Source organism: Catenulispora sp. GAS73, assembly GCF_041262085.1.
Lineage (GTDB): Bacteria > Actinomycetota > Actinomycetes > Streptomycetales > Catenulisporaceae > Catenulispora.
Map to the genome: position 1 here is coordinate 25,137 of NZ_JBGCCM010000043.1, position 23,903 is coordinate 49,039.

The following is a 23,903-nucleotide window of genomic DNA, read 5'->3' on the forward strand; positions in this document are numbered from 1 at the left end:
CAAGGAAGCCGAGGATGGAGTCCTCCTACGCGATCACGGACAAGGGCTTTGCGGCCTTACGAACGATCGGCGATTTCGACACCGCGGAGCCATGTCCTTTGCTCAACACGTGCCAAGGGTCAAAACCGGTCGGCGCTGACGGCCTCGCGCGGACCAGAGCCCCGCGCGGAGGCCGTCGGGGGTGGGGCGCTGCCTGGCCCGCGTTACGCAGTCGGAACCGGGAGCGCAGGAAGGCCGTGCGCCGCCAGGACCGCGTTCACGTATTCGGGCTCGTCGATCGGCACGCCGCGGTCGCCGAACCCCCACGCGTCGGAGGCGGCGACACCTTCAACGGATATTGCGCCATTCTCGCCGGGGCCGTCTGAAGGCGATCATGTTCCGCGTGACTGGGCTGGGGCCAGCCAGCTTAATAGTATGGGCTGATCGTCGCGGTGTATGAACCTTGAGTACAACCTCGCGCCTGTGGTGAGGCGGACCGTCGAGGATCTCACGAGGGACGCATGTCATTGTGATCGTGAAAGATCGCAAGTCAGCGCCCTGTGGGTGCACCGATTATCAATGTCGCCGCAACTATGCCGCCCCGGCATTCGTGCCGGGGCGGCGTTAGCGCTCGGTCAGGATTCTGCGACGATGAGCGGCTGGGCTGCGTCCGGGGGTGTGCCCGATCCACTCTTTGCTCAGTGCGCCGGCAACCAGGCTCGGCGCGCTGTCGGCCGCCGCTGCCGCGGCTTGCATGCGGACCTCGGTCGCGGTGTCTGGGTCCAGGCCGTGCGCACACACCCGCTGGCGGTTGCCGATGGCGGGGAACAGCACAACTCTGAATCTGGTAGTCCGACAGGATCTCGCGGCGCTCGGCGTTGTCTGCGGCCTGCGTCCCCGGGCGTAGTGTTCGCGGAACCACTTCGCGTCGTCGGCGTGGTCGTAGAGCCCGGCGCTTCGGTCCTCGCGCAGGCGCGTACGGTCCGACTCCAACTCCGCGATTCGCGCGGCGTACCCGGTGCCGGGGTCGTACTCGCGGCGGAACAGCGGGATGCGGCCGTATTCGCTGAGGGACCACTTGGTGACGATCTGGTCCATCTTGGCCTTGCCAATAGTTGGAGCGGCCCGACAGTGCGCTGCGGCGGGGACGCCTCGTACTCTAGATGTGCAGCCGTGAGCCATTCCTGTGGTTCGCCCGGCTATGTAAGCTTTTGCCCGCAGGTTCCGTGGAATCCGAGCCCTGACAGTAGGCTGACGCCCCTCGGGGCGCGCTTGCCATTGCGTTCGGGCGCGCACTTCGCGATGAGCGCATCCTGCGTAAGGAGCTCTTCGCTTAGGTTCTCCGGCCTTGCGCGCTCAAAGCGTTTCGTCCCGATTGCGCTTCTGGATCGCCCGGAGCTCCATCTGAGCCCCGAACGCTTCCATCGAGAAACGCATCTCGTCGCCGGGGTCGTCTAGGTCCCGCGGATGCCGGTCGCGCCGAACACCACGATGTCCACAGCCACTCCTCCTCGAACGTGTGTTCCAAGACGCGTCTCGCGCCTCCTCAATTGGACATCGGGGCTGCTCGCGGTGCCACCGCGATTCGTGTCCGGAGGCGTGCGGCAGGAATATCAGGTCACGACGAACGATCGGATAATCTGACGCCGCACGGGTAACCGAAGCCACCCCCGCCGCCACCGATCTGGGAGGGCCACACCGCATGACCGAGGAACTGGGGCCGGATACCGGCCCGCTGCTGCCGGACTGGCTCCCCCCGGAGATCGACCAGACCAAGCCTCATCCTGCTCGGATGTACGACTACATGCTCGGTGGGAAGAATCACTTCGAGGTGGACCGCGAGGCCGCTGAGGTGGCGATGCAGGCCGCGCCCGCGGCTCGGGCCATGGTGCTGGAGAACCGGGCCTTCCTCGGCCGCGCCGTCCGCTATCTCGCCGAGGCGGGGATCACTCAGTTCCTGGACATCGGCACCGGCCTGCCCGGTGTGGGCAACACCGGCGAGGTGGCGCGCGCGATCCGGCCCGAGGCCCGGGTCGCCTACGTCGACTACGACCCCATCGTTGCCGTCCACTCCCGGGCCCTGCTCGCCGGCGATGAGAACCACACTGCGGTGGTGCTCGCCGACGTGCGCGAGCCCAAGTCCATCCTGGAGCACCCGCAGGTCCGCGAGCTGCTCGACTTCGATCAGCCGGTCGCGGTTCTGATGGTCGCGCTGCTGCATTTCGTCGCGCATGAAGAGGACGCCGCCGGCATCGTGGAGGCCTTCCGCGACGCCCTGGTCCCCGGCAGCGCCCTGGTGATCTCGCACGGTACCGACGGCGGCCAGCCCGAGGTCTCCGCCGCCGCCCGCAAGGGCTGGGACAACGCGAAGTCGAAGCTCGTGGTGCGGGACCACAAGGAGATAGCGGCGCTGTTCGGCGACTTCGAGGTCGTCGAGCCCGGCGTCGTGCAGTTGCCGCTGTGGCGCCCGGATGGCGAGGTGCGCGCGGACTGGGAGACGATCTGGCTGGACGGCGGGGTCGGGTTCAAGCGTTGAGCGCGGTCGTCGCGGTTCTTGGATAGTGGGTCGGGTCCGGTGTCGAGAACGCCGGGCCGGCTCCGTCCCAGGGGTGCAAGCGGCCGACGGAGCCGCGCGACACCGAAGGAGAACCGCGATGACGACCGCCCGCGTGACGAACGTCCGGAAGATCCGGCGCATGGACCACGTCAGCATCAACGTCGAGGACATGGACGCCGCCAAGCGCTTCTTCCTCGACGGCCTCGGCATGGAGCTGGTGGGCGAGGCGAAGGTCGGCGGCGAGATGGTCGGGCGGATCATCGGGCTTGAGAACCCGATGTCCGACGTGGTCTTCGTCCGTACACCAGATGGCCACAGCCAGATCGAGCTGGTCAAGCATCTGGCCGCCCCCGACGAGCTCGGTCCGCACGCCCCGGCGGCGAACCGCCTCGGGCTGATCCACATCTGCTTCGAGGTCGAGGGGCTGGAGGGGATCCTCGCCGACCTGCGGGCCCAGGGCTACGACACCGTCGGGACGGTCGAGAACTACCAGGACGCGTATCTCATGTGCTTCCTGCGCGGCCCGGAGGGCATCATCGTCGAGCTGGACGAGGACATCAGCGCGGGACAGAAGGGCTCAGGGAAACGATCATGAAGTACCTCCTCCTCAAGCACTACCGCGGCGGCCCGGCCCCGGCCGTCGACTTCCCGCCGATGGACCAGTGGACGCCCGAAGAGGTCGACGACCACGTCCGGTTCATGCGCGACTTCGCCGCCCGGCTGCACGAGTCCGGCGAGTTCGTCGACATGCAGGCGTTGTCCGCCGACGGCGCCTTCGTCCGCCACGGCGGCCAGGGCCGGCCGCCGGTCACCGACGGGCCGTTCGCCGAGACCAAGGACCTGATCGCCGGCTGGTACATCATCGACGTCGACTCCTGGGACCGCGCGGTCGAGATCGCCGGCGAGCTGTCCGCCGTTCCCGGCCCCGGCGGCGAGCCGCTCTACGAGTGGCTGGAAGTCCGGCCCTTCCTCGGGGCCGAGGCCCCGAAGTCCTCCGAGTGAGCCCGAGTGAGCCCGAGTGAGCCCCGAGTGAGCGGACTCGACGCCTCGCTGCTGCGGGACCTCGTCCCGGCGGTGATCGGCGTCCTCGTTCGGCGCGGGGCGGACTTCGCCTCGGCGGAGGACGCCGTCCAGGAGGCGCTGATCCGGGCGTTGCAGACCTGGCCGGAGGACCCGCCGCGGGACCCGAAGGCCTGGCTGGTCACGGCCGCCTGGCGCAAGTTCGTCGACGCCGCGCGCGCCGAGGCCTCGCGGCAGCGCCGCGAGCTGGCCGTGGACGCCGAGCCGCCGGCCGGCGAGGTCGCCGGCGCCGACGACACGCTGCGGCTGTACTTCCTGTGCGCGCACCCGACGCTGCCGGCCGCCGCGGCGCTCGCGCTGACGCTGCGCGCGGTCGGCGGCCTCACCACGCGCCAGATCGCCCAGGCCTGCCTGGTCCCGGAGGCGACCATGGCGCAGCGCATCGTCCGCGCCAAGCGCAAGATCGAAGGCCTGCCCCTGGACCAGCCCGGCGACCTGGCGACCGTCCTGCACGTGCTCTACCTCGTCTTCAACGAAGGCTACGGCGGCGACGTCGACCTGGCGGCCGAGGCGATCCGGCTGACCCGGCACCTGGTCGTCCTGACCGATGGCGAACCCGAGGTCTCAGGACTGCTGGCACTGATGCTGCTGCACCACGCGCGCCGCGCCTCCCGCACCGGCCCCGGCGGCAGGCTGATCCCGCTGGCCGAGCAGGACCGCTCGGGGTGGGACACCGCGCTGATCGCCGAAGGCGTGGAGATCCTGCAGGTCGCGCTGGCCCAGGACCGGCTCGGCGAGTACCAGGCGCAGGCCGCGATCGCCGCCCTGCACGCCGACGCGCCTCAGGTCGCTGAGACGGACTGGGTGCAGATCGTGGAGTGGTACGACGAACTGCTGGCCTTCACCGACAGCCCGGTGGTCCGCCTCAACCGCGCGGTCGCGGTCGGCGAGGCCGACGGGCCGCAGGCGGGCCTGGCGGCGCTGGCCGCCGTGGACGCCGACGTGCCCCGGCGCACCGCCGTGGCAGCGTACCTGCACGAGCGTGCCGGGGACCTGGCGCCGGCCGCCGAGCTGTACGCCGAGGCGGCGCGCGCCGCCACCAGCGTGCCGGAGCTGGAGCACCTCACGCGGGAAGCGGCGCGGGTGCGGCAGCTGTTGCGCTCCTAGCTGTGGCTGCCGCTGCCGCACCCAAGCTTCGGAATCTGCCTACTGCGCGGCCCAGGCCGCAGCTTGCCGCGCCGCCAGCGTCGTCAGATCCCCGAGCGCGACGTTGTAGTCCACGACGTGCGTCCCCAAGTCCGAGGTCTGTGTCGAGGTCGGCAACAAGCCGCCGAGGTCGGTGAGCTCCAGCCAGGAGGCGCCGTCCTGGTTCTCGCACTGCCCGAGCAGCTCGCCGCGGAAGTGCGCGAAGCCGGCCGGGACGTCCGGCAGCGTGTAGCCGGCGGCGACGACGGCGAGGTTGCCGTTGGGTAGTAGCGCGTTGCCGTCGACGAGTTGGCGCGAGGGAAGGTAAGTGTCCAGGGGCTGCTGGCTGTCGGGTGCGGCGCCGGCCAGTAGCGCGTGCGGGTTCGTGCACGCGATCTGGTACCCGGCGCCGGTGGCCCGGCCGAACACGGCGGTCGCGCCCGGCGCCTGGCCGGCCGGTTCGTTGTAGCTGGAGTACGCCACCACGCAGCCGAACGCCGTGTCGTTCGAGCACAGCGGGATGTGCTGGAACGTGGATCCGGCGTCGGTGCCGCCGCCGTCGGCCTTGCCGACCGGCACCTGCACGTTCCCGCCGAGCAGGTACGCGCCGACCAGCTGCCGCTGCATCGCGGGGTTCCCGTCGATCTGGTTCTGTATCAGGGTGATGAGGTCGGCGCTGCCCTGCGAGTGCCCGATCAGGATCACGCCGCGCCGCTGGCCGGTGGCCGGGTCGACGTTGTCGTGCGCCCAATAGTCCTGCCAGGCCTGCGCCACGTCCATCTCGCCGGTGGCCAGGTCCGCGGGGGACTTCAGAACGACCCCCAGCGCCACCTCGCTCAGCGGTGCCTGACGGTATACGGGCACGAACATCCGGCAGGTGCCGGCGAAGCGCTCGGCCTGGGCCAGCGTCACCGCCGTCTCGGCGTCGGTGGGCGTCGGCGGCAGCGAGCCGACCTGGAGCAGCGGGTTCGCCAGCGTGTCGATCGTCGGGTAGACGTAGAAGCAGTCCACCGGTGGCACGGCAGGGATCTGGAAGGGTTCGTCGACCGCTCCGACGTCCTCTGTCTTCCCGCTGGGGTAGTGCACGGTCGGGCCGCAGGGGTCGTTAGCCAGCGCCGGATTGCACAGCCACACCGGTGCCGCCAGCGGAGACGCGGCCGAGGCGGCCGAGGTGGCCGATGCTGGCACCGCGGCCACGAGTCCTGAGACCAGCAGCAGACCGGCGGCGAGCGCCGGATACGTCCTGGTTCGCATCATGCATGAACTCCTTCAGGTGAGCGGGACCATGCGCCGACCGGGCGGCAGGCTGAGGGGAGGTTGGTCGTCGCGCAGGCTGAGGTCGACGGGGACCGGGGAGTCCACGAGGACCGACAGGTCGTCGACGCGTACTTCGACCGGACCGTGCGGCGTCGGCACGGAGCCGCGGGCCCAGTCGAGGTCGCCGAGGCGGGGTGCTATGCGGACCCGGGCGTACCCGGGCTCCGCGGGGGTGATGCCGAGTACGTACACCAGCAGGTCGCGGCTGGGGGTGGCGGACCAGCCGTGGCAGGCGCTGCCGCCTTCCCACGTCTCGCGCAGAGCCGTGGGTCCGGCGTCCAGGAGCTTGCCCCAGTCGCGGCACAGATCGGGGACTCGGTCGGCCGCGCCGAGCAGCGCGAGCGCGTCGTGCACCACGTAGCGGAAGAACGGCTGCGCGCCGACGACCAGGTGCTCGGTGTCCCAGTCGGGCACGGGGGCGGCGAACATCGCGGCCGCCGCCGGGGCCCCGTCGGCGTCGCTGCCGTGCGCGGCCACCGGGGAGCGGGTGAACATCGGCGCGCGGTCGAGCAGGAAGGTGCGCAGCCGGACGTGGCGCTCGGTTGGCACGATCTCGGCGCAGACCGCCGCCGCGGTGGTGTGCTCGCTGACCGAGGGCTGCACGACGCCGTCGATCATCTGGTCCCGGTAGGCCCACCGCTCCTCGTCCCAGAACACCTCGAAGCCCTGCGCCAGGCGGGTGTGCAGGGTCCAGGCCCAGCGGGCCCGGCCGGTGTCGCCGAGCCAGTCGGCCATCTCGGCGAAGTCCGCCAGCGCGCGGGCGAACAGCGCGTTCAGCGCCGCGCTGGTGGCGCTGGCCGGGACCGGCGACCAGTCCAGGAGGACCCAGCCGGTGACGTCGTGCAGCAGGCCGTCCTCGCCGAGGAAGGGGGTGAACCAGCGCAGGACGTTCTCCACCGTCGGCATCAGGGCGCTGACCAGCTCGCCGTCGCCGGTGTAGCGGTAGAGGTTGTGCACGGAGCGGATCCAGTGCAGCGACCAGTCCGGGATGCTGACGATGCCGGGGTCGGCGGCGTCCCCGGCCGCGACCATCGGCAGCAGGCCGTCCGGGCGCGGCCGCGCGGCCAGCACCGGATGCCAGCGCGCCAGGCTCCAGTCCGGGTTCGCGACCAGGTCCACGGACTGGTGCACGACCGAGTCCCCGGTCCAGGCGCGCTGCTCGCGCGTGGGGCAGTCGATGTAGGCATCGTGCGCGGTGAGGTCGACGGTGCGCAGGCCGGTGGCGTGCACGCGGTTCAGCAGCGGATCGTTGCACGCGAAGTAGGGTCCGGCGGGGCGCGGGCGCAGGCGCTCGACGACGGCGAGGTCGTCGAGGGCGAGGGGGCTGGCGGTCACCAGGAGCAGGTACCGGCCGCCGGAGGGATCGTGGGCCTCGAAGGTGTCGGCGTGGCCGCGGGCGGTGTAGTGGAAGGTCTGAGCGCTGGCCAGGGCTGCGGGCTTCGGAGTCTCGACGAGGGCGCCGGTCAGGACAGTGCCGGCGGGGGCGGTGAGGGCGAAGCGGACGGTGCCGCTGACGATCTTGCCGAAGTCGACGACGAGGAGGTGGCTGCCGGCCGGGACGGTCAGGCCGGGGCGCCAGGCGCCGGGGTCGGTGCGGTTCTCGCCGGTTTCGCGGAGGGCGGCGGCGAGGCCGTCGGCGGCGGTGGCGGAAGCATCAGCCTCAGCAAGCTCGGTCACCGACACTGTCTCCGGGTGCTGCGGCATGGCCGTAAGCTGCGGAATCGGCCGCGCGAGCACGGCACCGTAAGGATCGGCGGGCGGCCTGCTGCGGCCGGTCCCTCCGACGTGGATCGAGGCGACCACCCGCGCCGCGTCCCAGCCGGTGTCGTCGAACTCCGGCGAGGCCCATTCGGGATCCAGCTCCCGGGCGTCGAATATCTCAGGGATCTGCGGCGAGATCGTCGTCAGCGGCCGCGACGGCGTCCAGGCTGTCGCCTCCTGACACAGCCAGCTGTCATCGGTGGCGATCCACTCCTGGCCGACCCGCAATTCCGCGACCAGCGAGCCGCCGCCGAGCGTGAAGGTCGTCGGCGTCGGCAGCCACCATGCGGTGCGGCTGCCGTAGAAGCGTGCGAACACCGCGATCGTGTTGCGTCCGGCGCGCAGGACAGGGGCCGCGTCGCCGTGGTCGTGGCGCAGCTCCCGCAGGCCGTGCCGGATCGGCCCGCGCGAGAGCTCCACGCCGTTGACGTACAGCACGTACCGCGAGTCGGCCGTGATCCGGAACGGCGCCTCGTCCGGCACCTCCGCCAGCTCGAACGACCTGCGGAACAACACTCGCCGGTCGTAGTACTCCGGATCCAGCGCGCCGTTCATGGGATTGTCGGGAGCCGGGGCCCCCACGCCGGTCTGCGCGGTCCAGATCCACTGTCCCCGCCACGCCTGGGTCGCCGGAATGCTCATCGTTGTGCCTTTCTCGCGGGGGCTCACAGGGAGGGGACGTTCAGCGCACGCCACGTACCGGCCGTACCGCCAGCGCGCCGGCGATCGCGAACAGCGCCGCGACCACGTAGAGCGCGCGGTAGTTGTGGCCGCCGCCGATCGCGAGCACGAGCGGGGCCAGCGCGGGCATCAGGATCTGCGGGACGGCGCTGGCGGTGGTGAACACGCCGAGGTCCTTGCCGGCGTCGCCGTCCTGGTCGGGCAGCACGTCGGCGGCCAGGGCCAGGTCGACGGCGAGATACGTGCCCAGGGCGGCGCCCGCGACGGCGAGTCCGACCTCGAACACGGCCAGGTTCGGCGCACCGGCGGCGACGACCGCCCCGACCCCGAACAGCGCCGCCGCCACGCCGACGAAGATTTTGCGCCGTCCCTGCCGGTCGGACAGCCGTCCGCAGTACACCGAGGCGGCGACCATGAACGCGACCATCACCACCGTCGAGACGCCGACCAGGCCGGTGGAGGTGTCTGAGGAGTAGTGGAGCTCGTCCTGCAGGAAGTACTTCATGTACAGCTGGACCGCGGCGAAGGCGCCGATCATCAGGAACCTGCTGAGCCAGGCCCACCCGAAGTCCGGGAACCGGCGCGGGTCGACCCAGTAGCTGCGTGCGACGGTCGCGGCCGTGAGCGGCGGCAACGCCGTCTCGGGCGGCAGATGCCGGTCCGGCAGGCGCTGCGCCAGCCGGAGCGTGAGGGCCGCCGCGACGACGCCGGGTACCAGGAACATCCCGGCCGGCGAGGGCTGGAACAGCACCGCGATCCCGGTACCGAGCACCGGTGCGACCGCGGTGGCCAACCCGACCAGGCCCCCGACCCGGCCGCGCACGTCGGTCGGGAACTGGTCCGGCAACACCGCGCTCAGCGCCGCGCCACTGGCGTTGTATCCGCCCTGCGCGACGCACCACCCGACGGCCAGCAGCCACACGCTCGGCGCGAACGCCATCACCACCAGCCCGGCGAACCCGACGCCCACACCGCCCGCGATCCACGGCCGCCGCATGCCGCGCCGCGAACGGCACCGGTCGGTGAGCCGCCCCGACACCGGCGTCACCAGCAGCGCGACCACGGCGGCCACCGCGACCACCGCCGCGAGCGCGCCGTCCTTGTGCGCGTGGTCGAGGTGGTCGATGCGGGTGGCCAGCGAGGAGGTCAGGACGGTGATGGTGGCCAGCGCGTTGCCGAACACCGCGGCCACGTACAGCGCGGTGAACCGGCCGGCGGGCTCCCGGGTCGCGGCGGGGGTGGAGCTTCCGTCGAGGGCGACAGCGCTCATGGCGGGCCTTCCGGACGAGTTCTATTTACTTAGGACTCAGTAAAAATTATCCTGGGGCCGTGACGCAAGAGCAACGCCGAAGAAACACGACGGACCGTCGGGCAGGGTTGACGGCTGGTGGTGATAGAGATGAGCGCGTGACGGACGGCGAACGCGGGGAGCTTGGCGGCGAGCCTGGCTCGGCGCGCGGCGAGCAAGGCGGGGGCACGCGCGATGGCATCCCGGGCTCGCAGCACGGCGGGCACGAAGAGGCTGGCGGCGATCAGGGCGGCGAGCGTGCTGGGCGAGTGGCGCGGGGCGGCGAGCGTGGCTCTGAAGACCGCGTTGGCGGCGGCGCACATGCCCAGCGAGTCAGGGGTCGTGCCTCTGGTGGTGCCTCCGAGCGCGGCGCCGCCTTAAGCCCCGAGCGTCCCGAGCGAGTCGGCCGTGCCGGCAAAACCGCCCGCGGCGCGCGCCGTCGGGCCGAGATCCTGGATGTCGCCGCGCACCTGTTCGCGCAGCGTGGCTACCGGGGGGTGGCGACCGCGGAGATCGCGCAGCAGATCGGTATCACCGAGCCGGCGCTGTTCTACTACTTCCCGACCAAGGCCGCGCTGCTGCAGGCCGTCATCGAGCAGCGTGATGCGGCGTCGCGGGAGATCGTCGCGGACCTGGCCGCGCTCGGCGGGCTCGCCGCGATCGACGGCATGCCCGCCTTCGCGCGCCGCAATCAGGCCGACCCACACCTGGTGCGCCTGTTCGCGGTGCTGGTCGCCGAGAACCTCGATCCCGACGACCCCGCGCACGGGCAACTCGCCGAGCGCTACCGCCGCCTGCGCAATGCGATCGCCGACATGATCCGCGCCGCGCAGGCCGCCGGGGAGATGCGGCAGGACGTCGATCCGCACGCGAAGTCGGTCGAGATCGTGGCGTTCATCGACGGCCTGCACACGCAGTGGCTGCTGGACCCGCAGGACATCGACCTCGTCGCGATGGTCCAGGCCTATGCGCGCGAGCTGGTGCTGGAGCTGCGGCTCAGCGGCTCGTAGCCGACTCGACATGGCTTCGGACCAGCGTGCCGTCAGATCTCCACCGTAGTGAGATTCCAAGCTCATAGGTGGGTTCCCATGTCTGACAGCGCTGACGAAACACCAGTCACCCGTGCCGTGACGATCTACAACCTGACCGAGCAGCTGCCGCTGTCGGCGGGCACCGGCGGCCTGGACCTGATCTTCGACATCGGAGAATCCCAGCGCTACCTCACGGATCCGCTCGGCCTGCTGCCCCGAGTGCTCCTGGTCGAAGACGTCCCGGCGCGCGACTTCTGCGGCCGGCTCGGGCGCTTGCTGTCCACGGTGACGGTCACCGTGTTGCGGACCCCACGCGGCGACCCGCTGGTCGTCGTGGAATCGCGGTTCAGCGGATCACCTTCCGTACCGGACGTCGTCGGCTACCGCGAGCAGCTGCAGGAGAGCAGGGACTCGCTCGCGGTGGCGGGCACCGCGTTCAACGACTGGCTCGGCGCCAAGCTCTCGATGCCTGCGGGCTTCCGCCTCGGCTACGGCCACACGCTGATCTTCGTCGGAGGCGAGCTCGCCGAGCGGCTCCTCGCGGACGAGACCAGGCTTTCCCCGGCTGTCCAAGCGCTGCTCATCGAAGACACGGTCTTCCACCGGCACAACGGCCGGCTTGAGAAGCCGGGCTTCCGCTCCCCGCCGGACCTGAACACCCGCGGCTCCGCGCTGGTCGCCCACACCCGGGGCGCCTCCGTCATCGCCGGCTGGAACCGGCGCTCGGAGGACAAGATGACGCTGGTCGTCGTCCTGGTCATCGCGGCGTTCGCGGTCCTGTACCGTGCGCGGATCCGCGCCTACCGCGCGCTGGACGACCATTCCAGGTCGCACGGCGGATCGATCGAGGAGGCGCGTGAGACGCTGACCCAGCTCGCCGACGAGATGGGCGAGATCCAGCTCGATCTGAGCTTCGGCGTGGAGGCCTACGTCGACAGCGTGCTGATACCGGACAACCTCATGCAGCTGTTCCGTGCTTCGCTGTACGACCAACTCGCAGTCGCCACCGCCGCCGCGAACACCGCCCGCATGGTCGAGCGGTTGGGGACCGTCATCCAGAGCCGCGGCGCGGCCCTGGTCGCCGCCGGGCAGGAAGTGCGGGAACGGCAGGACCGGGTGCTGACCGGCCTGTTCGCGGTGGTCTCAGTGCTGGCCGTGCCGCCAGGACTGTTGCTCTCCTTCTTCAGCGTCAACAGTCGCGACATCGATCCGAGAACGACGATCTTCGATCTACACCGCTATTGGGGCGCGTACGTGCTCGCCTTCGTCCCCTTCACGACGCTCATCATGATCGGGCTGCTCCTTGCGCGACGTGAACGCGCGAAGGCCCGAACGCGGAAGACCCGGCCCGACCGTCGGCGATGAGCTGCCGGCTGATGACGAGCTGAATCACCGCCGCACAGCCAGCTCCATGTCCTCCATCTCGACATCCTCCCCGTCAGCGTTCTGCATCCGCACCCGCACGGCCGAGCCGCTGCGCGTGTCGACGACCTTCAGCGGCCCCGCATCGTCCTGCAGGTACTTGTCGCCCCACTGCATCAGCCCCAGCACCACCGGCAGCAGATCGCGCCCCATCTCCGTGAGCACGTACTCGTACCGGGTCCGCTGCCCCGGCTCTCGATAGGGCTGCTTCGCCAGCACTCCGAGCTCGGTCAGCTCCTTCAGCCGTGCCGCCGCGACCGCCTCGGTCACCCCGACCCGCCGCGCGAAGGCGTCGAAGCGCGTCGTGCCGTAGTAGGCCTCGCGCAGTAGCAGGATCGCCGATCGGGTGCCGATCGCGCTGATCGCCTTGTCGATCGAGCAGTGCTCGGCCTTCCAGCGGTCGCGGTCGGCCAGGACGGGTTCCAGCTGCATCGCCATGTGACCCACCTTACCTTGACTTGAGTCGGCCATAGTCAGGATCTATCCTCTAACTATGGTCAACAAAAGCCAGAGAGGGGCAGGGTCATGGCGACAGCACGGGACGCGGTGATCGTGGGGGCGGTCCGCACTCCGATCGGCAGGGGCAAGCCCGGCGGCGCGCTGTCCGGCGTGCATCCGGTGGACCTGCTGGCGCACACGCTGCGCGCGCTGGTGGAGCGGACCGGCGTGGATCCCGCGCTGGTCGAGGACGTCATCGGCGGCTGCGTCGACCAGGCCGGCGAGCAGGCGATGAACACCACGCGCAACGCGTGGCTGGCCGCCGGTCTGCCGGAGACGGTGCCGGCGGTGACGGTGGATCGGCAGTGCGGTTCCTCGCAGCAGGCCGTCAGCTTCGCCGCGCAGGGCGTCATCGCCGGGGCCTACGACCTGGTCGTGGCCTGCGGCGTGGAGTCGATGAGCCGCGTGCCGATGTGGTCGAACGCGGCCGGCAAGGACCCGTTCGGCCCCGGCGTCGCGGCCCGCTACCCCGAAGGCCTGGTCCCGCAGGGGATCAGCGCGGAGCTGATCGCGGCGAAGTGGGGCCTGAGCCGGGAGCGGCTCGACGAGTTCTCGGCCGAGTCGCACCGGCGCGCGGCTGCGGCCCACGCCGCGGGGCGCTTCGCCGACGAGATCGTTCCGGTCCCGACCGAGGCCGGCCTGGTGACCATGGACGAATCGGTGCGTCCGACGACGACCTCGGAAGTCCTGGCCGGCCTGCGCACCGCCTTCGAGGACCCGAACTACGCCGAGCGCTTCCCGCAGATCGACTGGTCCGTGACCGCCGGCAACAGCAGCCCGATCAACGACGGCGCCGCCGCCCTGCTCATCGCGAGCGCCGAGACCGCCGAACGCCTCGGCCTGACCCCGCTGGCCCGGCTGCACAGCTTCGCCGTCGTCGGCGACGACCCGATCATGATGCTCACCGGCATTATCCCGGCGACCGAGAAGGTCCTGCGCCGGGCCGGCCTGAAGCTGGACGACCTGGGCCTGATCGAGGTCAACGAGGCCTTCGCCTCCGTGGTCCTGGCCTGGCAGGCCGAGACCGGCGCCGACCTGGCGAAGGTCAACGTCAACGGCGGCGCCATCGCCCTGGGCCACCCCCTCGGCGCCAGCGGCGCGCGCATCATGACCACGCTGGTGCACGAGATGCGGCGGCGCGGGGTGACGTACGGCTTGCAGACGATGTGCGAGGCCGGCGGGCTGGCGAACGCGACGATCGTCGAAGCACTCTGATCAGCCGAAGGCGCTACCGCTGACCCGCGGCTAAAGGTCCGCGAGCCAGCGGTGGTCCGGATACACCCGACCGATGAGCCCGGCCAGCCGCTCGCGCTGGGCCGGGCTCAGCTCCGGCACCACACCCTCGAAGTCCCGCTGATCCTTGGGCCGCGCGTGCTTGGCCTTGAACAGCAGCACCAGCTCAGGGGTCAGATACGGGATGCCCTCGGCGGTGTGGCGGATGATCTCGTCATACGGCAGCCGGATCGTCGGGGCGTGCCGACAGATCCACGTGTGCCCGTCGTGCGGCTCGCGGAACACGTCGACGAGGTAGTCCCCGCTTGCCGGGTCGCGCAGCCAGGTCTGGTGCGTGGCGGCCAGCGCTTGGGGATGGCGCAGTGCCCAACCCGCCGCGAGGGCTTCGATGTCGGCGGGGGAAAGGTCGGTGTGGCCGTCGGGCCCTGATTCGCTCACCGGACGGAACCTACCGCGCGTCGGCAGCGGCAGCCGACCCCTTCTACCGTGGCCGGTTTTGTCACCGAGTTGTCTGACCACTCTACAAAACCGTTAAATCAGTGTTCTCCCTCTATCGCCCCGCCGAACGCGCAGGTCCGATCCTGGACACGGTATGCACCCGCCCTGAAAAGGGCGAGGTCGGGCAGCACTGTGTGGGGGGATCCATGACATCGAGCACATCAAAACATCGCTGGCACAGATGGTCGTTAGGCGGCCTGAGTTCGCTGGCGCTGGCCCTCGGGAGCGTCGGCGTGGCCGTCGGCCTCGTCTCCGGGCCCGCCGGGACGGCGCACGCCTCCAGCGGCGCGCCGACGTTCGTCCAGCAGGCCTGGGCGCACGCCGGTGGGGTCAGTGCGCTGACGGTCAAGCCGACCGCCGCCGTCGCGACCGGCGACCGGCTGGTCGTCGAGGTCGGGGTGTGGAGCGTGGGGGCGGCGACGGCCGGCTCCGTGACCGACTCCGCCGGCGACGCTTACACCGAGCTGACGCACTTCACCGCCTCGGACGGCACCGAGATGAGCGTCTGGACCGCGCAGGTCACCTCCGGGGGCGGCACCATTCCCACGCTGACCGCCAAGCCGACCGGCTCCGCCGACGTCGGCGTGGCGATGCTGGAGTACTCGGGCGTCTCCAGCATCGGCGGCGCCTCGGTGGTCGACGTCCAGGGCCACGCCACCGGCAAGACCTCCGGCGCCGGAACGGTCGCGGCCGGTGCCACGGCGCCGACCACGGCTCCGGGCGAGCTCGCGCTCGGCTTCTACGCGGACTCCGGGTTCGGCAACACCCTGACGGCCGGCTCCGGTTTCACCGGCCGGGTGAACGTCTCCCAGGTCAGTGACATGGAACTGGCCGTGGAGGAGCAGCTCACCGGCGCGGCCGGCGCCACCCCGAACGCCGCGTTCGGGACCGGCGCCTCGACGATCTGGCTGGCCGCGACCGTGGTCCTGAAGCCCGAGGGCTCCGGGGCCGCCACCGCGCCGGGCACCCCGACGAACGTCGCCGCCACCGCCGGCAACGCCTCGGCCACCCTGGCCTGGAGCGCGCCCGCGGACGGCGGATCGCCGGTCACCGCCTACACCGTCACGCCTTACGCCAACGGCGTCGCCGGCACCCCGACCGTGGTGACCGGCACTCCGCCGGCCGCCTCGGCGACCGTGACCGGGCTGAGCAACGCGGTGCCGTACACCTTCACGGTCAGCGCGACCAACGCGGTCGGCGCCGGTCCGGTGTCGCAGCCCTCGAACACCGCGGTCCCGGACCCGGTGCCCAACGGGCAGTTCGGCGCGCTCCAGACCTGGCCGATCGTCGCCGTGCACTCGGCGGTGCTCGACGACGGCAAGGTCCTGGTCTGGGACGGCTGGCAGAACCCGCAGCCCACCCACGTCTACGACCCGGCGACCGGCGCGTTCACCACCGCCACGCCGAGCGACAGCCTGTTCTGCAGCGGCCTGGCCAAGCTCCCCGACGGCCGGGTCCTGGTGGCCGGCGGCTACGGCGCCTCCTCGACCGGCATGCTCGGCATCGCCGACACCAACATCTTCAACCCGGCGACCAACACCTGGACCCGCGCCGCCGACATGCATCTCAAGCGCTGGTACCCGGATCTCACCGAGCTGCCGGACGGTCGCTACCTCGTGCTCAGCGGCAACTCCAGCGATGCCAACACCTGGTCGGACACCCCAGAGGTCTACGACCCGGCGGCCAACGCCTGGACGCTGCTGTCCAGTATCAGCACGCCGCAGGTCCACGAGGTCGAGTACCCGTTCTCCTACCTCGCGCCGAACGGAAAGATCTTCACCATCGGCCCGGAGGAGGACGTCTCCTACTGGCTCGACGCGAACGCGCAGACCTGGACCTCCGTCGGCGCCAGCGGGCTGAAGAACGGCTCGGCGGTGATGTACCGGCCGGGCAAGATCCTCTACAGCGGCGGCGCCGCGAGCGTGGAGACCACCAGCAGCTCGGTCGCCGCGGCGGCCACCATCGACCTGACCGCGGCCACGCCGAGCTGGCAGGCCGTCGCGCCGATGCACTACCCGCGGATCTACCACACCCTGACCACGCTGGCCGACGGCCGGGTCCTGGCGGTCGGCGGCGAGGCGACCTCGGACCAGAGCGTCGTCACCACCGGCGCCCTCCCGGCCGAGATCTGGGACCCGGCGACGAACCAGTGGACGACGATCGACTCGATCGCCGCCGCGCGCAACTACCATTCCACGGCGGTCCTGCTGCCGGACGGCAGGGTCCTGATCGCCGGCGGCGGGCACCCCACCGGCCTGAGCGACCCGGGCCAGTACAACGCGCAGATCTACTCGCCGTCGTACCTGTTCAACGGCGCGCGCCCGACCATCACCACCGGGCCCGGGTCGGCCACCTACGGCAGCGCGATGACGGTGAGCACCCCGGACGCCGCCTCGATCTCCGCCATCAACCTGGTCTCCTTCGGCTCCGACACCCACCAGTCGGACATGGACCAGCACTTCGTGCCGCTGTCGTTCACCGCGGGCAGCGGGACGCTGTCGGTGCAGGCACCCTCCGGCGGGGCGATCGCGCCTCCCGGCGACTACATGCTGTTCATCGTGAACAAGGCCGGCGTGCCGTCGGTCGCGGCCACGGTGCACCTGAGCGCGTCGGCGCCGACGGCGCCCGGCGCCCCGACCGCCGTCACCGCGACGGCGGGACCGTCCTCGGCGACGGTCTCGTGGACCGCCCCGGCTTCCAGCGGCGTGCCGATCACGTCCTACACGGTGACGCCGTACGCCAACGGCAGTGCCCTGACACCGACGACCGTCACCGGTACCCCGCCGGCGACTTCGACGACCATCAGCGGCCTGACGAACGGGACCAGCTACACCTTCACCGTGACCGCGACGGACTCGGTGGGCACCGGCCCGGCGTCGGCGCCGTCGAACGCGGTGGTGCCGACGAACGTCGTGGCACCGGTGTTCGTGCAACAGGCCTCGACACACGTCCCCAGCGGTTCCTCGACCGGGGTGACACTCGGAACGCCGATCACGGTCGGGAACCGGCTGGTCGTCGAGGTCGGGGTGTGGAACTCCTCCTCGGCGACAGCCACCGCGGTCACCGACTCGGCGGGCAACGTCTATACGGAGCTGACGCACTTCACGGCCTCCGACAACACGGAGATGAGCGTGTGGAGCGCGCCGATCACCGCCGGGGGCGGGACCAAACCGACGGTCACGGCCAAGGTCTCGTCGGCAGCCGCCGTCGGGGTCGCGGCGGTGGAGTACTCGGGCTTGTCGACGGCGGCGGAACTCGCCGCGGTCGACACGCAGGCGCATGCGAGCGGGACCACCGGTGCGGCCGGGACGGTCTCGTCCGGGGCGACCACGGCGGCCTCGTCGGCGGGTGAGTTGGCGGTGGGTTTCTACGCCGACTCAGGGTTCGGCGACGCGTTGAGCGCGGGCACCGGGTTCACGCAGCGCTCTAACGTCTCGAACACCGGCGACATGGAATTCCTCGTCGAGGACCAGGTCCCGGCGGCCGGAGCCACGTCGGCGGCGACGTTCGGTACCGGAGGCTCGACGGTCTGGCTGGCGGGGACGGTGGTGTTCAAGCACAGCTGAGTACTCGCGCGACGAAGGTGGGCCCCGGAGATCTCCGGGGCCCACCGCCGTATCCGAACGTATCCGAAGCAGCTCGCCTACAGCAGCGCCGTGTTCCCGTGCGCGGAGGACGGCAGGTAGTAGCGGCTCCCCGCGAACGTGGCCTTGTACCCGCCGAGCAGCACCCCGACCGAGTCCAGCAGCCCCGGCGCCGTGCTGCACGCGGCGTGGCCGGCGTTGTCCGTCGTGGCGCTGCACAGGAACTCGCCGGTGTTGTCCGTGAAGGTGATCTTCTGTCCGACGACCGGCACGCCGTTGCTGGTCAGCGTGGCGTTCAGGTTCGCCTCGCCGAGCGGCAGCAGGGTCAGCGTGGCGGTCCCGGCGGTCAGCGCGGTCGGCAGCGGCTTGATGACCGACACCGCAAGGTAGACCGGGTTGTTGCCGACCCCGATGGTGGCCGTCACCGAGTCAGAGGCCAGATTCACCGCCGACACGCTGGCCGCGCCGAAGTCGGCCACGTAGGCCGCGCCGCCGGTGGGCGCCACGACCAGCGCGATGCCGTGCGGCGCGGCGCCGACGGTGAACGTCGAGGTCACCGTCGCGCTCGCGGTGCCGATGACGGAAACGGTGCCCGAGCCCGCGTCGGTGACGTAGACCGTGGAGCCGTCCGGGCTCACCGCGGCGCTGTGCGGGCTGGCGCCGACCGGCACCGTCGCCGACACCGTCTCGGTCGCGGTGTTGATCACCGAGACCTGGCCGCTGCCGTAGTCGGGCACGTAGACGTGCGAGCCGTCGGGGGAGACCGCGAGGCCGACCGGTGTCTGGCCGACCGGGACCGTGGCGACGACGGCATCCGTGGCCGCGTTGATGACGGTGACCGAGGAGCCGCCGGTGTCGGCGGCGTAGACCCGGGACCCGTCGGGCGACACGGCCAGGCCCTCGGCGCCGGGACCGGCGTTGACGGTGGCGATCACGGCGTCGGAGGTGGTGTCGACGACCGACACCGTGCCGGCGACGTCGTCGCCGACGTAGAGCCGGCTGCCGTCCGGGGACAGCGCGGCGGACTGCGGTTGGCGGCCGACCGGGATGGTCGCCACCACCGCGGGCCCGGCGGCGGCCTGGGTGTCGATGACCGACACCGAGGACGCGCCGGAGTCGGTGACGTAGACCTTGTGGCCGTCGGCCGAGGCGGCGATCCCGGTCGGGGCGGCGCCGACCGCGACGGTGGCGACCACGGTCTGGCTGGCGGTGTCGATGACCGAGACCGTGTTCGAGGCCGCGTTCGCGACGTAGACGTAGGTCCCGGGCGGCAGCGCCGAGCCGCCGGCCGCGTGCGCGGTGCCGGCGGCCAGGGCCGGCACCACGGTCGCGGCCAGCACGCCTGCGGCCAGGAGCGCCGAGGCGCGGCGGGGGCGGGTGGGCCGGGGGTCGGCGGGCTCGCAGGAGTGCGGGGTGAGCTGGGGGGTCACACGGGCTCCTTCGGATGCGCTGCCGCCCTGCGGTCGGGCGGCGACGGTGGGTGGGGCGGACTGGCGTAGGCGCGAGGTGACTCAACGCTCTGTTTTATCGCGGCCCGGCCCCACTATCGAGAGGTCGGGGCCCGCGTGAGGGAAAGCCCTCGGGGGAGGACCGCAGGAAGTCCGTACGGGGCCTGACGAACTCTCGTTCTGCTGTTTCTGTTCTGCCGCCGACGCCTACTCGCTCCGGTCGTGCTCCCGCTCCTCGACGCCCCGCGCCCACGTGAGCGCCAGCACGCTCCCCGCGACCCCGATGACGATCAGCGCGATCGCCACGCTCACCCCGCCGGCGCCGGTCCAGTAGACGTCCTTCAGCTCGATGAGCAGCGCCGCCTCGTCGACCACCAGCGCCAGCCCGATGCCGAAGAACAGCCCCATCCACGTGTGCCACAGCGGCGAGCGCTCGACGATCCCGGCGCCGCCGACGCAGATCAGGATCAGGATCCCCCACAGGTAGTGGTGGATGTGGACGCCGCCGGCGGTGACGTTGCCGAACCCGCGCACGTGCACGTGGATGGCCCAGGTCAGCAGCCGCAGCCCGCCGAACATGACGGTGAACGACCACCAGGCGAGCACCAGTCCACGGCGGGTGGGGTGCACGTCTTTCAGGGTTCGGATGCGCGCCATCGCCATATCATCGCACCATGACGTCCACGGAGCTCCCGGTCCTGACCATCGACGGCAGCCGCTTCGACGATTACGAGGGGTTCACGGTCGAGTTCACGAAGCTGTTGACCGAGTGGACCTGGCGCGGGCACCTCGACGCCTTCAACGACATCCTGCGCGGCGGCTTCGGCACGCCGGAGGACGGCTTCGTGTTGCGCTGGCTGGACTCCGCGCGGTCGCGGGAGTTGCTCGGGGCGGAGAAGTTCGACCAGCTCGTCGAGATCATCCTGGACCACGGCCCCGGCGGGAAGCAGGCCGGCGACGAGGTGCACCTGGAGCTGCGGTAGCTGTACAGGTAGCGCAGCGCTCAGGCCTCGTCGAGCAACGCCAGGTCCTCGGGCACGTCGATGTCCGCGGGCGAGCCGTCACAGGGCACTGCGACCACCTCGTGCCGAGCCAGGAAGTCCCGTGCGCCACGATCGCCGATCGCTGCGGCCGAGGCCTCGGGCCAGTGCCGGGCGGCGATCAGGACCGGGTGGCCGCGTCGGCCTTCGTAGGCCGCTGCGGCGACGTCCGCGCCGGAGGCGATGACGGCGCGGACTGCCTGGGGCGTGACGAACGGCTGGTCCACCAACAGGATCACGGCCGCGCGGCACGAACCGGGGACCGCTGTCAGCGCCGCCAGCCCGGCGCGCAGGGATGAGCCCATGCCGGTCGCCCAATCCTGATTCACCGCTACCGCGCAGCCTGCCAGGTTCGCTCGGCGCTGGACGTCGGCCGCCTCGGCGCCGAGGACGACGACCACCGTGTCGCAGCCTCCGGCGCGCGCCGTGCGGATCGCGCGCTCGACCAGCAGCTCGCCGCCGTGGGACAGCAGAGCTTTCGGGTGTCCGCCGAGCCGTCGTCCGCCGCCGGCGGCCAGGATGATCGCGGCCACGTTCGCGTCCGAGGCGTCCAATGCGTCCTCCGAGCTATCGCAGCCGAAGCGCCAGGAACAGGTCGACCTGCGTCTCCAGATCGGCCAGGCTCCGGCCGGTCAGCTCCTCGATCCGGGCGATGCGGTATCGCAGGGTGTTGACGTGGACGTGCATCTGCTCGGCGCAGCGGGTCCACGAGGTCGAGCACGCCAGGAAGGTCTCCAGCGTGGCCTCCAGATCGGAGCGGTGTAGCGCGTCGTAGGTGCGCAGCGGTCCGAGCAACCGGTCGCAGTACGCCGCGCGCACGTCTTCGGGCAGCCCCGACAGCAGGAGCACGTGCGAGGCCAGTTCCTCGTGCCCGATGACGCTCACCTGGTCGTTGCGCGCCCGGCCGATGCGCAGGGCATGGCGGGCCTCGTCGACGGTGGCGCGCAGGCTCTCCGCGCGGCGGCTGCCGACGCCGATCGCCAGTCGTTCGCGACCCAGGCCCGCGGCCATGCTGGTGAGGAGGTCGCGGATGCGGTCGGTCACGTCCGGCGGCGGATTCGGGACCAGGGCGACGGCGTGGTCGTCGAACTCGGCGATCGGGAAGTCCGGGTCCGAGGGGCCGCGGCGTTCGGCCGGGCGGCGTTGTTCCGGTAGCTGCGCGGTCTCGGCCGGGTCCGTCGGCTCGCTGTCGCGCGGCGTGCGTTGGGTGACCTCCTCCAACAACGCCCGCAATATCGCCGCCGACTGTCCGCCCGGCCCGGCCAGCGCCATCGCCTGCACTTCGGTGTCCGGGCCCACCCCGACCAGGTCGGCGCGCGCGGCTATGTCGGCCACGCCGCCGTCCTCGGCGACCAGGTGCACCAGCTCGGCGCCGAGCTGCCGCAGCGGTTCGCGGCGGGCGGCCAGCCGTTCGCGCTCGATCGCCAGCACCGCCGCCGCCTTCGAGGCCAGGGCCTGCCGCCGGGGATCCCAGCGCTTGTGGTCGCCGTCGAAGACCAGGTACCAGTCGGTCAGCGGCGAGCCGGAGCTGATGGCGAACACTGAGCGGCGGCGGATCCGGGCCGGCAACTGGCCGGCGCGCAGCACTTCGCGCACCGTCGCCTCGGCCTCGGCCGGCGGCATCGGCTCGTGCGAGGCGGCGACCGGCCGGGCGGCCGGGGTGAGGACCCAGCAGGGCATGCCGACGTCCTGGGCCAACAGCTCCAGGATCGGCGCCAGCGCGGTACCGGCGGCCGAGGCCGAGGCCAGGCGGCCGTGGCGCTCCAGGACCGAGCTGATGTCGGCGGCGCGCTCGGCGGACAGCTGGCGGGCCAGGTGCTCGGTGAGCGTGGCGAAGGCCAGCTCGGTCGGGACGCGGAACAGCGGGGTGCGGTGCGTGCGGCAGGCCTGGATCAGATCGCGCGGGATCGGCGCGCCGGACGCGTCGCCGGCCGCGATGGCCGCGGCCCCGGCCTCGGAGACGGCGCGCGCGAAGCGCTCGGAGTCCCGGGGCTCGCGCCGCCAGATCAGGCCGGTCAGCACCAGCTCGCCGCCGTTGAGATAGCGGCCGGGGTCCAGCAGGTCGGTGGTGGCCACCCAGCTGATCTCGCGCTCCAGCAGCACGTCCGGGCCGGTCAGCAGCTCCAGACCGGGCATCGGGGTGTCCAGGAGCTCGCGCAGTCGCATGGTCACTCCCTTCTCCTGCCGGCGTCGGGGCGGTCGTGATCAAACAGAGGCTACCTCCGCTCCGCGCAGCCTAGGAACGGCCTGCGTGCGGCGTCTTTGGAGGATCCTCCGAAACCCCGGTTACAGACGCACCGTCGCTTCATGGTTTCGGCCCGTGGCCGCACCCCCGCCGACGGCGGTTCACTCACCATCGTGCCGCCCGGCACCACGAAGCCCGGAAAGGAGGCGCCGATGCCCGGTGATGCCCGCCGCGAGGCGGTGACCGCGCTGAACGCCTGGTCCGCGGACGAGGCGCGGCGCGCGCTGAGCGCCTGCTGCGCCAGCCTACGGTGGACGGACGCCATGGTCGACGGACGGCCCTACGGCGGCTGGACCGAGCTGGCGGCCGCCGCGAGCGCGGGGATCAAGGCGCTCCGGTGGTCCGACGTGCTGGAGGCGCTGGACGCGCACCCCCGCATCGGGGACAAGGCGGCGGGGGAGTCGCGCGAGGCGAAGTGGTCGCGGGCCGAGCAGTCGGCGGCGGCTTCGGCGGACGCGGCGGTGCTCGGTGCGGTGGCGCGGGCGAACGTGGAGTACGAGCGCCGGTTCGGGCACGTGTTCCTGATCTGCGCCTCGGGACGGCCGGCGGAGCAGATCCTGGCCGAGGCCCAGCGGCGGCTCGGCAACGATGCGGCGGCCGAGCAGCAGGAGGTGCGCGCCGAGCTGGCGGCGATAGTGCTGCTTCGGCTCGAACGGCTCGCCGCGAGCGGTGGCGCTGGTGCTGGCTCTGCGGGGGCAGCCGGCAACGCGACCGCCGGTGCGACTTCGGCCGCCGAGGCCGCAGCCGGTGAGTCCGCCGGCTCTGCTTCGGCTGGAGCCGCCCGATGAGCTTGTCGACCCACGTCCTGGACGCGATGCACGGCCGGCCGGCCGCGGGGGTGCCGGTTCGCCTGGATGTGGCGCGCCCCGACGGTTGGCTCCCGGTCGCCCGTGAGCGCACCGATGCCGACGGCCGTATCCGCTTCGGCGCCGAGTTGCTCGGCGGCCCGCATCGCCTGGTCTTCGACACCGCCGCCTACTTCGAGGCCGCCGGGGTCGCCGAATTCTTCTACCCGGAGGTGGCGATCGCCTTCGTGGTGACCGACCCGGACGCGCACCATCACGTCCCGTTGCTGCTCAGCCCGTTCGCCTACTCGACTTATCGAGGGAGTTAGCC

20 protein-coding genes and 1 pseudogene are annotated in these 23,903 nt (G+C 71.6%); 11 read left to right on the forward strand and 10 right to left on the reverse strand.

The window, feature by feature from the left end:
- Positions 1–603 precede the first annotated feature (603 nt).
- Positions 604–1,077 (reverse strand): hypothetical protein, encoded by a 474-nt coding sequence (locus tag ABH935_RS42895; protein WP_370383742.1) that lies wholly within the window; start codon positions 1,075–1,077, stop codon positions 604–606.
- A gap of 604 nt (positions 1,078–1,681) precedes the next feature.
- On the opposite strand from ABH935_RS42895, the gene ABH935_RS42900 reads away from it, so the two are divergent.
- The 4 genes from ABH935_RS42900 (at position 1,682) to ABH935_RS42915 (ending at position 4,723) form a co-directional block, all read left to right on the forward strand.
- Positions 1,682–2,515: an SAM-dependent methyltransferase gene (locus tag ABH935_RS42900; RefSeq protein WP_370383743.1), complete on the forward strand. Its 834-nt coding sequence runs from the start codon at positions 1,682–1,684 to the stop codon at positions 2,513–2,515.
- Positions 2,516–2,633: 118 nt separating this feature from the next.
- Positions 2,634–3,131: a VOC family protein gene (locus ABH935_RS42905; RefSeq protein ID WP_370383744.1), complete on the forward strand. Its 498-nt coding sequence runs from the start codon at positions 2,634–2,636 to the stop codon at positions 3,129–3,131.
- A complete protein-coding gene (locus ABH935_RS42910) occupies positions 3,128–3,538 on the forward strand; it encodes a YciI family protein (protein ID WP_370383745.1) in 411 nt (136 codons plus the stop codon). The genes ABH935_RS42905 and ABH935_RS42910 overlap by 4 nt, the downstream gene beginning before the upstream one ends.
- A gap of 27 nt (positions 3,539–3,565) precedes the next feature.
- Positions 3,566–4,723 (forward strand): RNA polymerase sigma factor, encoded by a 1,158-nt coding sequence (locus ABH935_RS42915; protein ID WP_370383746.1) that lies wholly within the window; start codon positions 3,566–3,568, stop codon positions 4,721–4,723.
- Positions 4,724–4,762: 39 nt separating this feature from the next.
- On the opposite strand, the gene ABH935_RS42920 is transcribed toward ABH935_RS42915, so the two are convergent.
- Genes ABH935_RS42920 through ABH935_RS42930 form a run of 3 tightly spaced genes read right to left on the reverse strand, consistent with a single transcriptional unit; the run spans position 4,763 to position 9,770 of the window.
- Positions 4,763–5,998: a DUF3089 domain-containing protein gene (locus tag ABH935_RS42920; RefSeq protein WP_370383747.1), complete on the reverse strand. Its 1,236-nt coding sequence runs from the start codon at positions 5,996–5,998 to the stop codon at positions 4,763–4,765.
- Positions 5,999–6,010: 12 nt separating this feature from the next.
- Entirely contained in the window at positions 6,011–8,461 is a 2,451-nt protein-coding gene (locus tag ABH935_RS42925; RefSeq protein WP_370383748.1) for an alpha-L-rhamnosidase C-terminal domain-containing protein, read from the reverse strand.
- Between the two features lie 40 nt (positions 8,462–8,501).
- The gene (locus tag ABH935_RS42930; RefSeq protein ID WP_370383749.1) at positions 8,502–9,770 is read right to left on the reverse strand and encodes an MFS transporter; all 1,269 of its coding nucleotides are present in this window, start codon (positions 9,768–9,770) and stop codon (positions 8,502–8,504) included.
- Between the two features lie 137 nt (positions 9,771–9,907).
- On the opposite strand from ABH935_RS42930, the gene ABH935_RS42935 reads away from it, so the two are divergent.
- Entirely contained in the window at positions 9,908–10,798 is an 891-nt protein-coding gene (locus tag ABH935_RS42935) for a TetR/AcrR family transcriptional regulator (protein WP_370383750.1), read from the forward strand.
- Positions 10,799–10,876: 78 nt separating this feature from the next.
- The gene (locus ABH935_RS42940) at positions 10,877–12,184 is read left to right on the forward strand and encodes a hypothetical protein (protein WP_370383751.1); all 1,308 of its coding nucleotides are present in this window, start codon (positions 10,877–10,879) and stop codon (positions 12,182–12,184) included.
- Positions 12,185–12,208: 24 nt separating this feature from the next.
- On the opposite strand, the gene ABH935_RS42945 is transcribed toward ABH935_RS42940, so the two are convergent.
- The gene (locus tag ABH935_RS42945) at positions 12,209–12,679 is read right to left on the reverse strand and encodes a winged helix-turn-helix transcriptional regulator (protein WP_370383752.1); all 471 of its coding nucleotides are present in this window, start codon (positions 12,677–12,679) and stop codon (positions 12,209–12,211) included.
- An 87-nt stretch (positions 12,680–12,766) separates the two neighbouring features.
- Between ABH935_RS42945 and ABH935_RS42950 the strand changes: the two genes are divergently transcribed.
- The gene (locus ABH935_RS42950) at positions 12,767–13,954 is read left to right on the forward strand and encodes an acetyl-CoA C-acyltransferase (protein WP_370383753.1); all 1,188 of its coding nucleotides are present in this window, start codon (positions 12,767–12,769) and stop codon (positions 13,952–13,954) included.
- Between the two features lie 30 nt (positions 13,955–13,984).
- Here ABH935_RS42950 and ABH935_RS42955 read toward each other — a convergent pair.
- Positions 13,985–14,326 (reverse strand): annotated as a pseudogene (locus ABH935_RS42955) (hypothetical protein); the annotation flags it as partial.
- Positions 14,327–14,703: 377 nt separating this feature from the next.
- On the opposite strand from ABH935_RS42955, the gene ABH935_RS42960 reads away from it, so the two are divergent.
- Positions 14,704–18,036: a fibronectin type III domain-containing protein gene (locus tag ABH935_RS42960; RefSeq protein WP_370383754.1), complete on the forward strand. Its 3,333-nt coding sequence runs from the start codon at positions 14,704–14,706 to the stop codon at positions 18,034–18,036.
- Positions 18,037–18,113: 77 nt separating this feature from the next.
- Here the strand turns inward: ABH935_RS42960 and ABH935_RS42965 are convergent, their stop codons facing one another.
- On the reverse strand, positions 18,114–19,484 hold the full coding sequence (locus ABH935_RS42965) for a beta-propeller fold lactonase family protein (protein ID WP_370383755.1): 1,371 nt from the start codon (positions 19,482–19,484) through the stop codon (positions 18,114–18,116).
- 225 nt (positions 19,485–19,709) lie between these two features.
- Positions 19,710–20,159 (reverse strand): hypothetical protein, encoded by a 450-nt coding sequence (locus ABH935_RS42970; protein ID WP_370383756.1) that lies wholly within the window; start codon positions 20,157–20,159, stop codon positions 19,710–19,712.
- A 17-nt stretch (positions 20,160–20,176) separates the two neighbouring features.
- On the opposite strand from ABH935_RS42970, the gene ABH935_RS42975 reads away from it, so the two are divergent.
- Positions 20,177–20,485 (forward strand): barstar family protein, encoded by a 309-nt coding sequence (locus ABH935_RS42975; protein WP_370383757.1) that lies wholly within the window; start codon positions 20,177–20,179, stop codon positions 20,483–20,485.
- A 20-nt stretch (positions 20,486–20,505) separates the two neighbouring features.
- Here the strand turns inward: ABH935_RS42975 and ABH935_RS42980 are convergent, their stop codons facing one another.
- Both ABH935_RS42980 and ABH935_RS42985 read right to left on the reverse strand, forming a co-directional pair.
- Positions 20,506–21,096, reverse strand: coding sequence for an NTP transferase domain-containing protein (locus tag ABH935_RS42980; RefSeq protein ID WP_370383758.1), 591 nt, complete (start codon positions 21,094–21,096; stop codon positions 20,506–20,508).
- Between the two features lie 13 nt (positions 21,097–21,109).
- Positions 21,110–22,708 (reverse strand): PucR family transcriptional regulator, encoded by a 1,599-nt coding sequence (locus tag ABH935_RS42985; RefSeq protein WP_370383759.1) that lies wholly within the window; start codon positions 22,706–22,708, stop codon positions 21,110–21,112.
- Between the two features lie 141 nt (positions 22,709–22,849).
- On the opposite strand from ABH935_RS42985, the gene uraD reads away from it, so the two are divergent.
- Positions 22,850–23,575, forward strand: coding sequence for a 2-oxo-4-hydroxy-4-carboxy-5-ureidoimidazoline decarboxylase (gene uraD / locus ABH935_RS42990; RefSeq protein ID WP_370383760.1), 726 nt, complete (start codon positions 22,850–22,852; stop codon positions 23,573–23,575).
- Complete coding sequence (gene uraH, locus ABH935_RS42995) at positions 23,572–23,901, forward strand: hydroxyisourate hydrolase (protein ID WP_370383761.1); 330 nt, start codon at positions 23,572–23,574, stop codon at positions 23,899–23,901. The genes uraD and uraH overlap by 4 nt, the downstream gene beginning before the upstream one ends.
- Positions 23,902–23,903 lie beyond the last annotated feature (2 nt).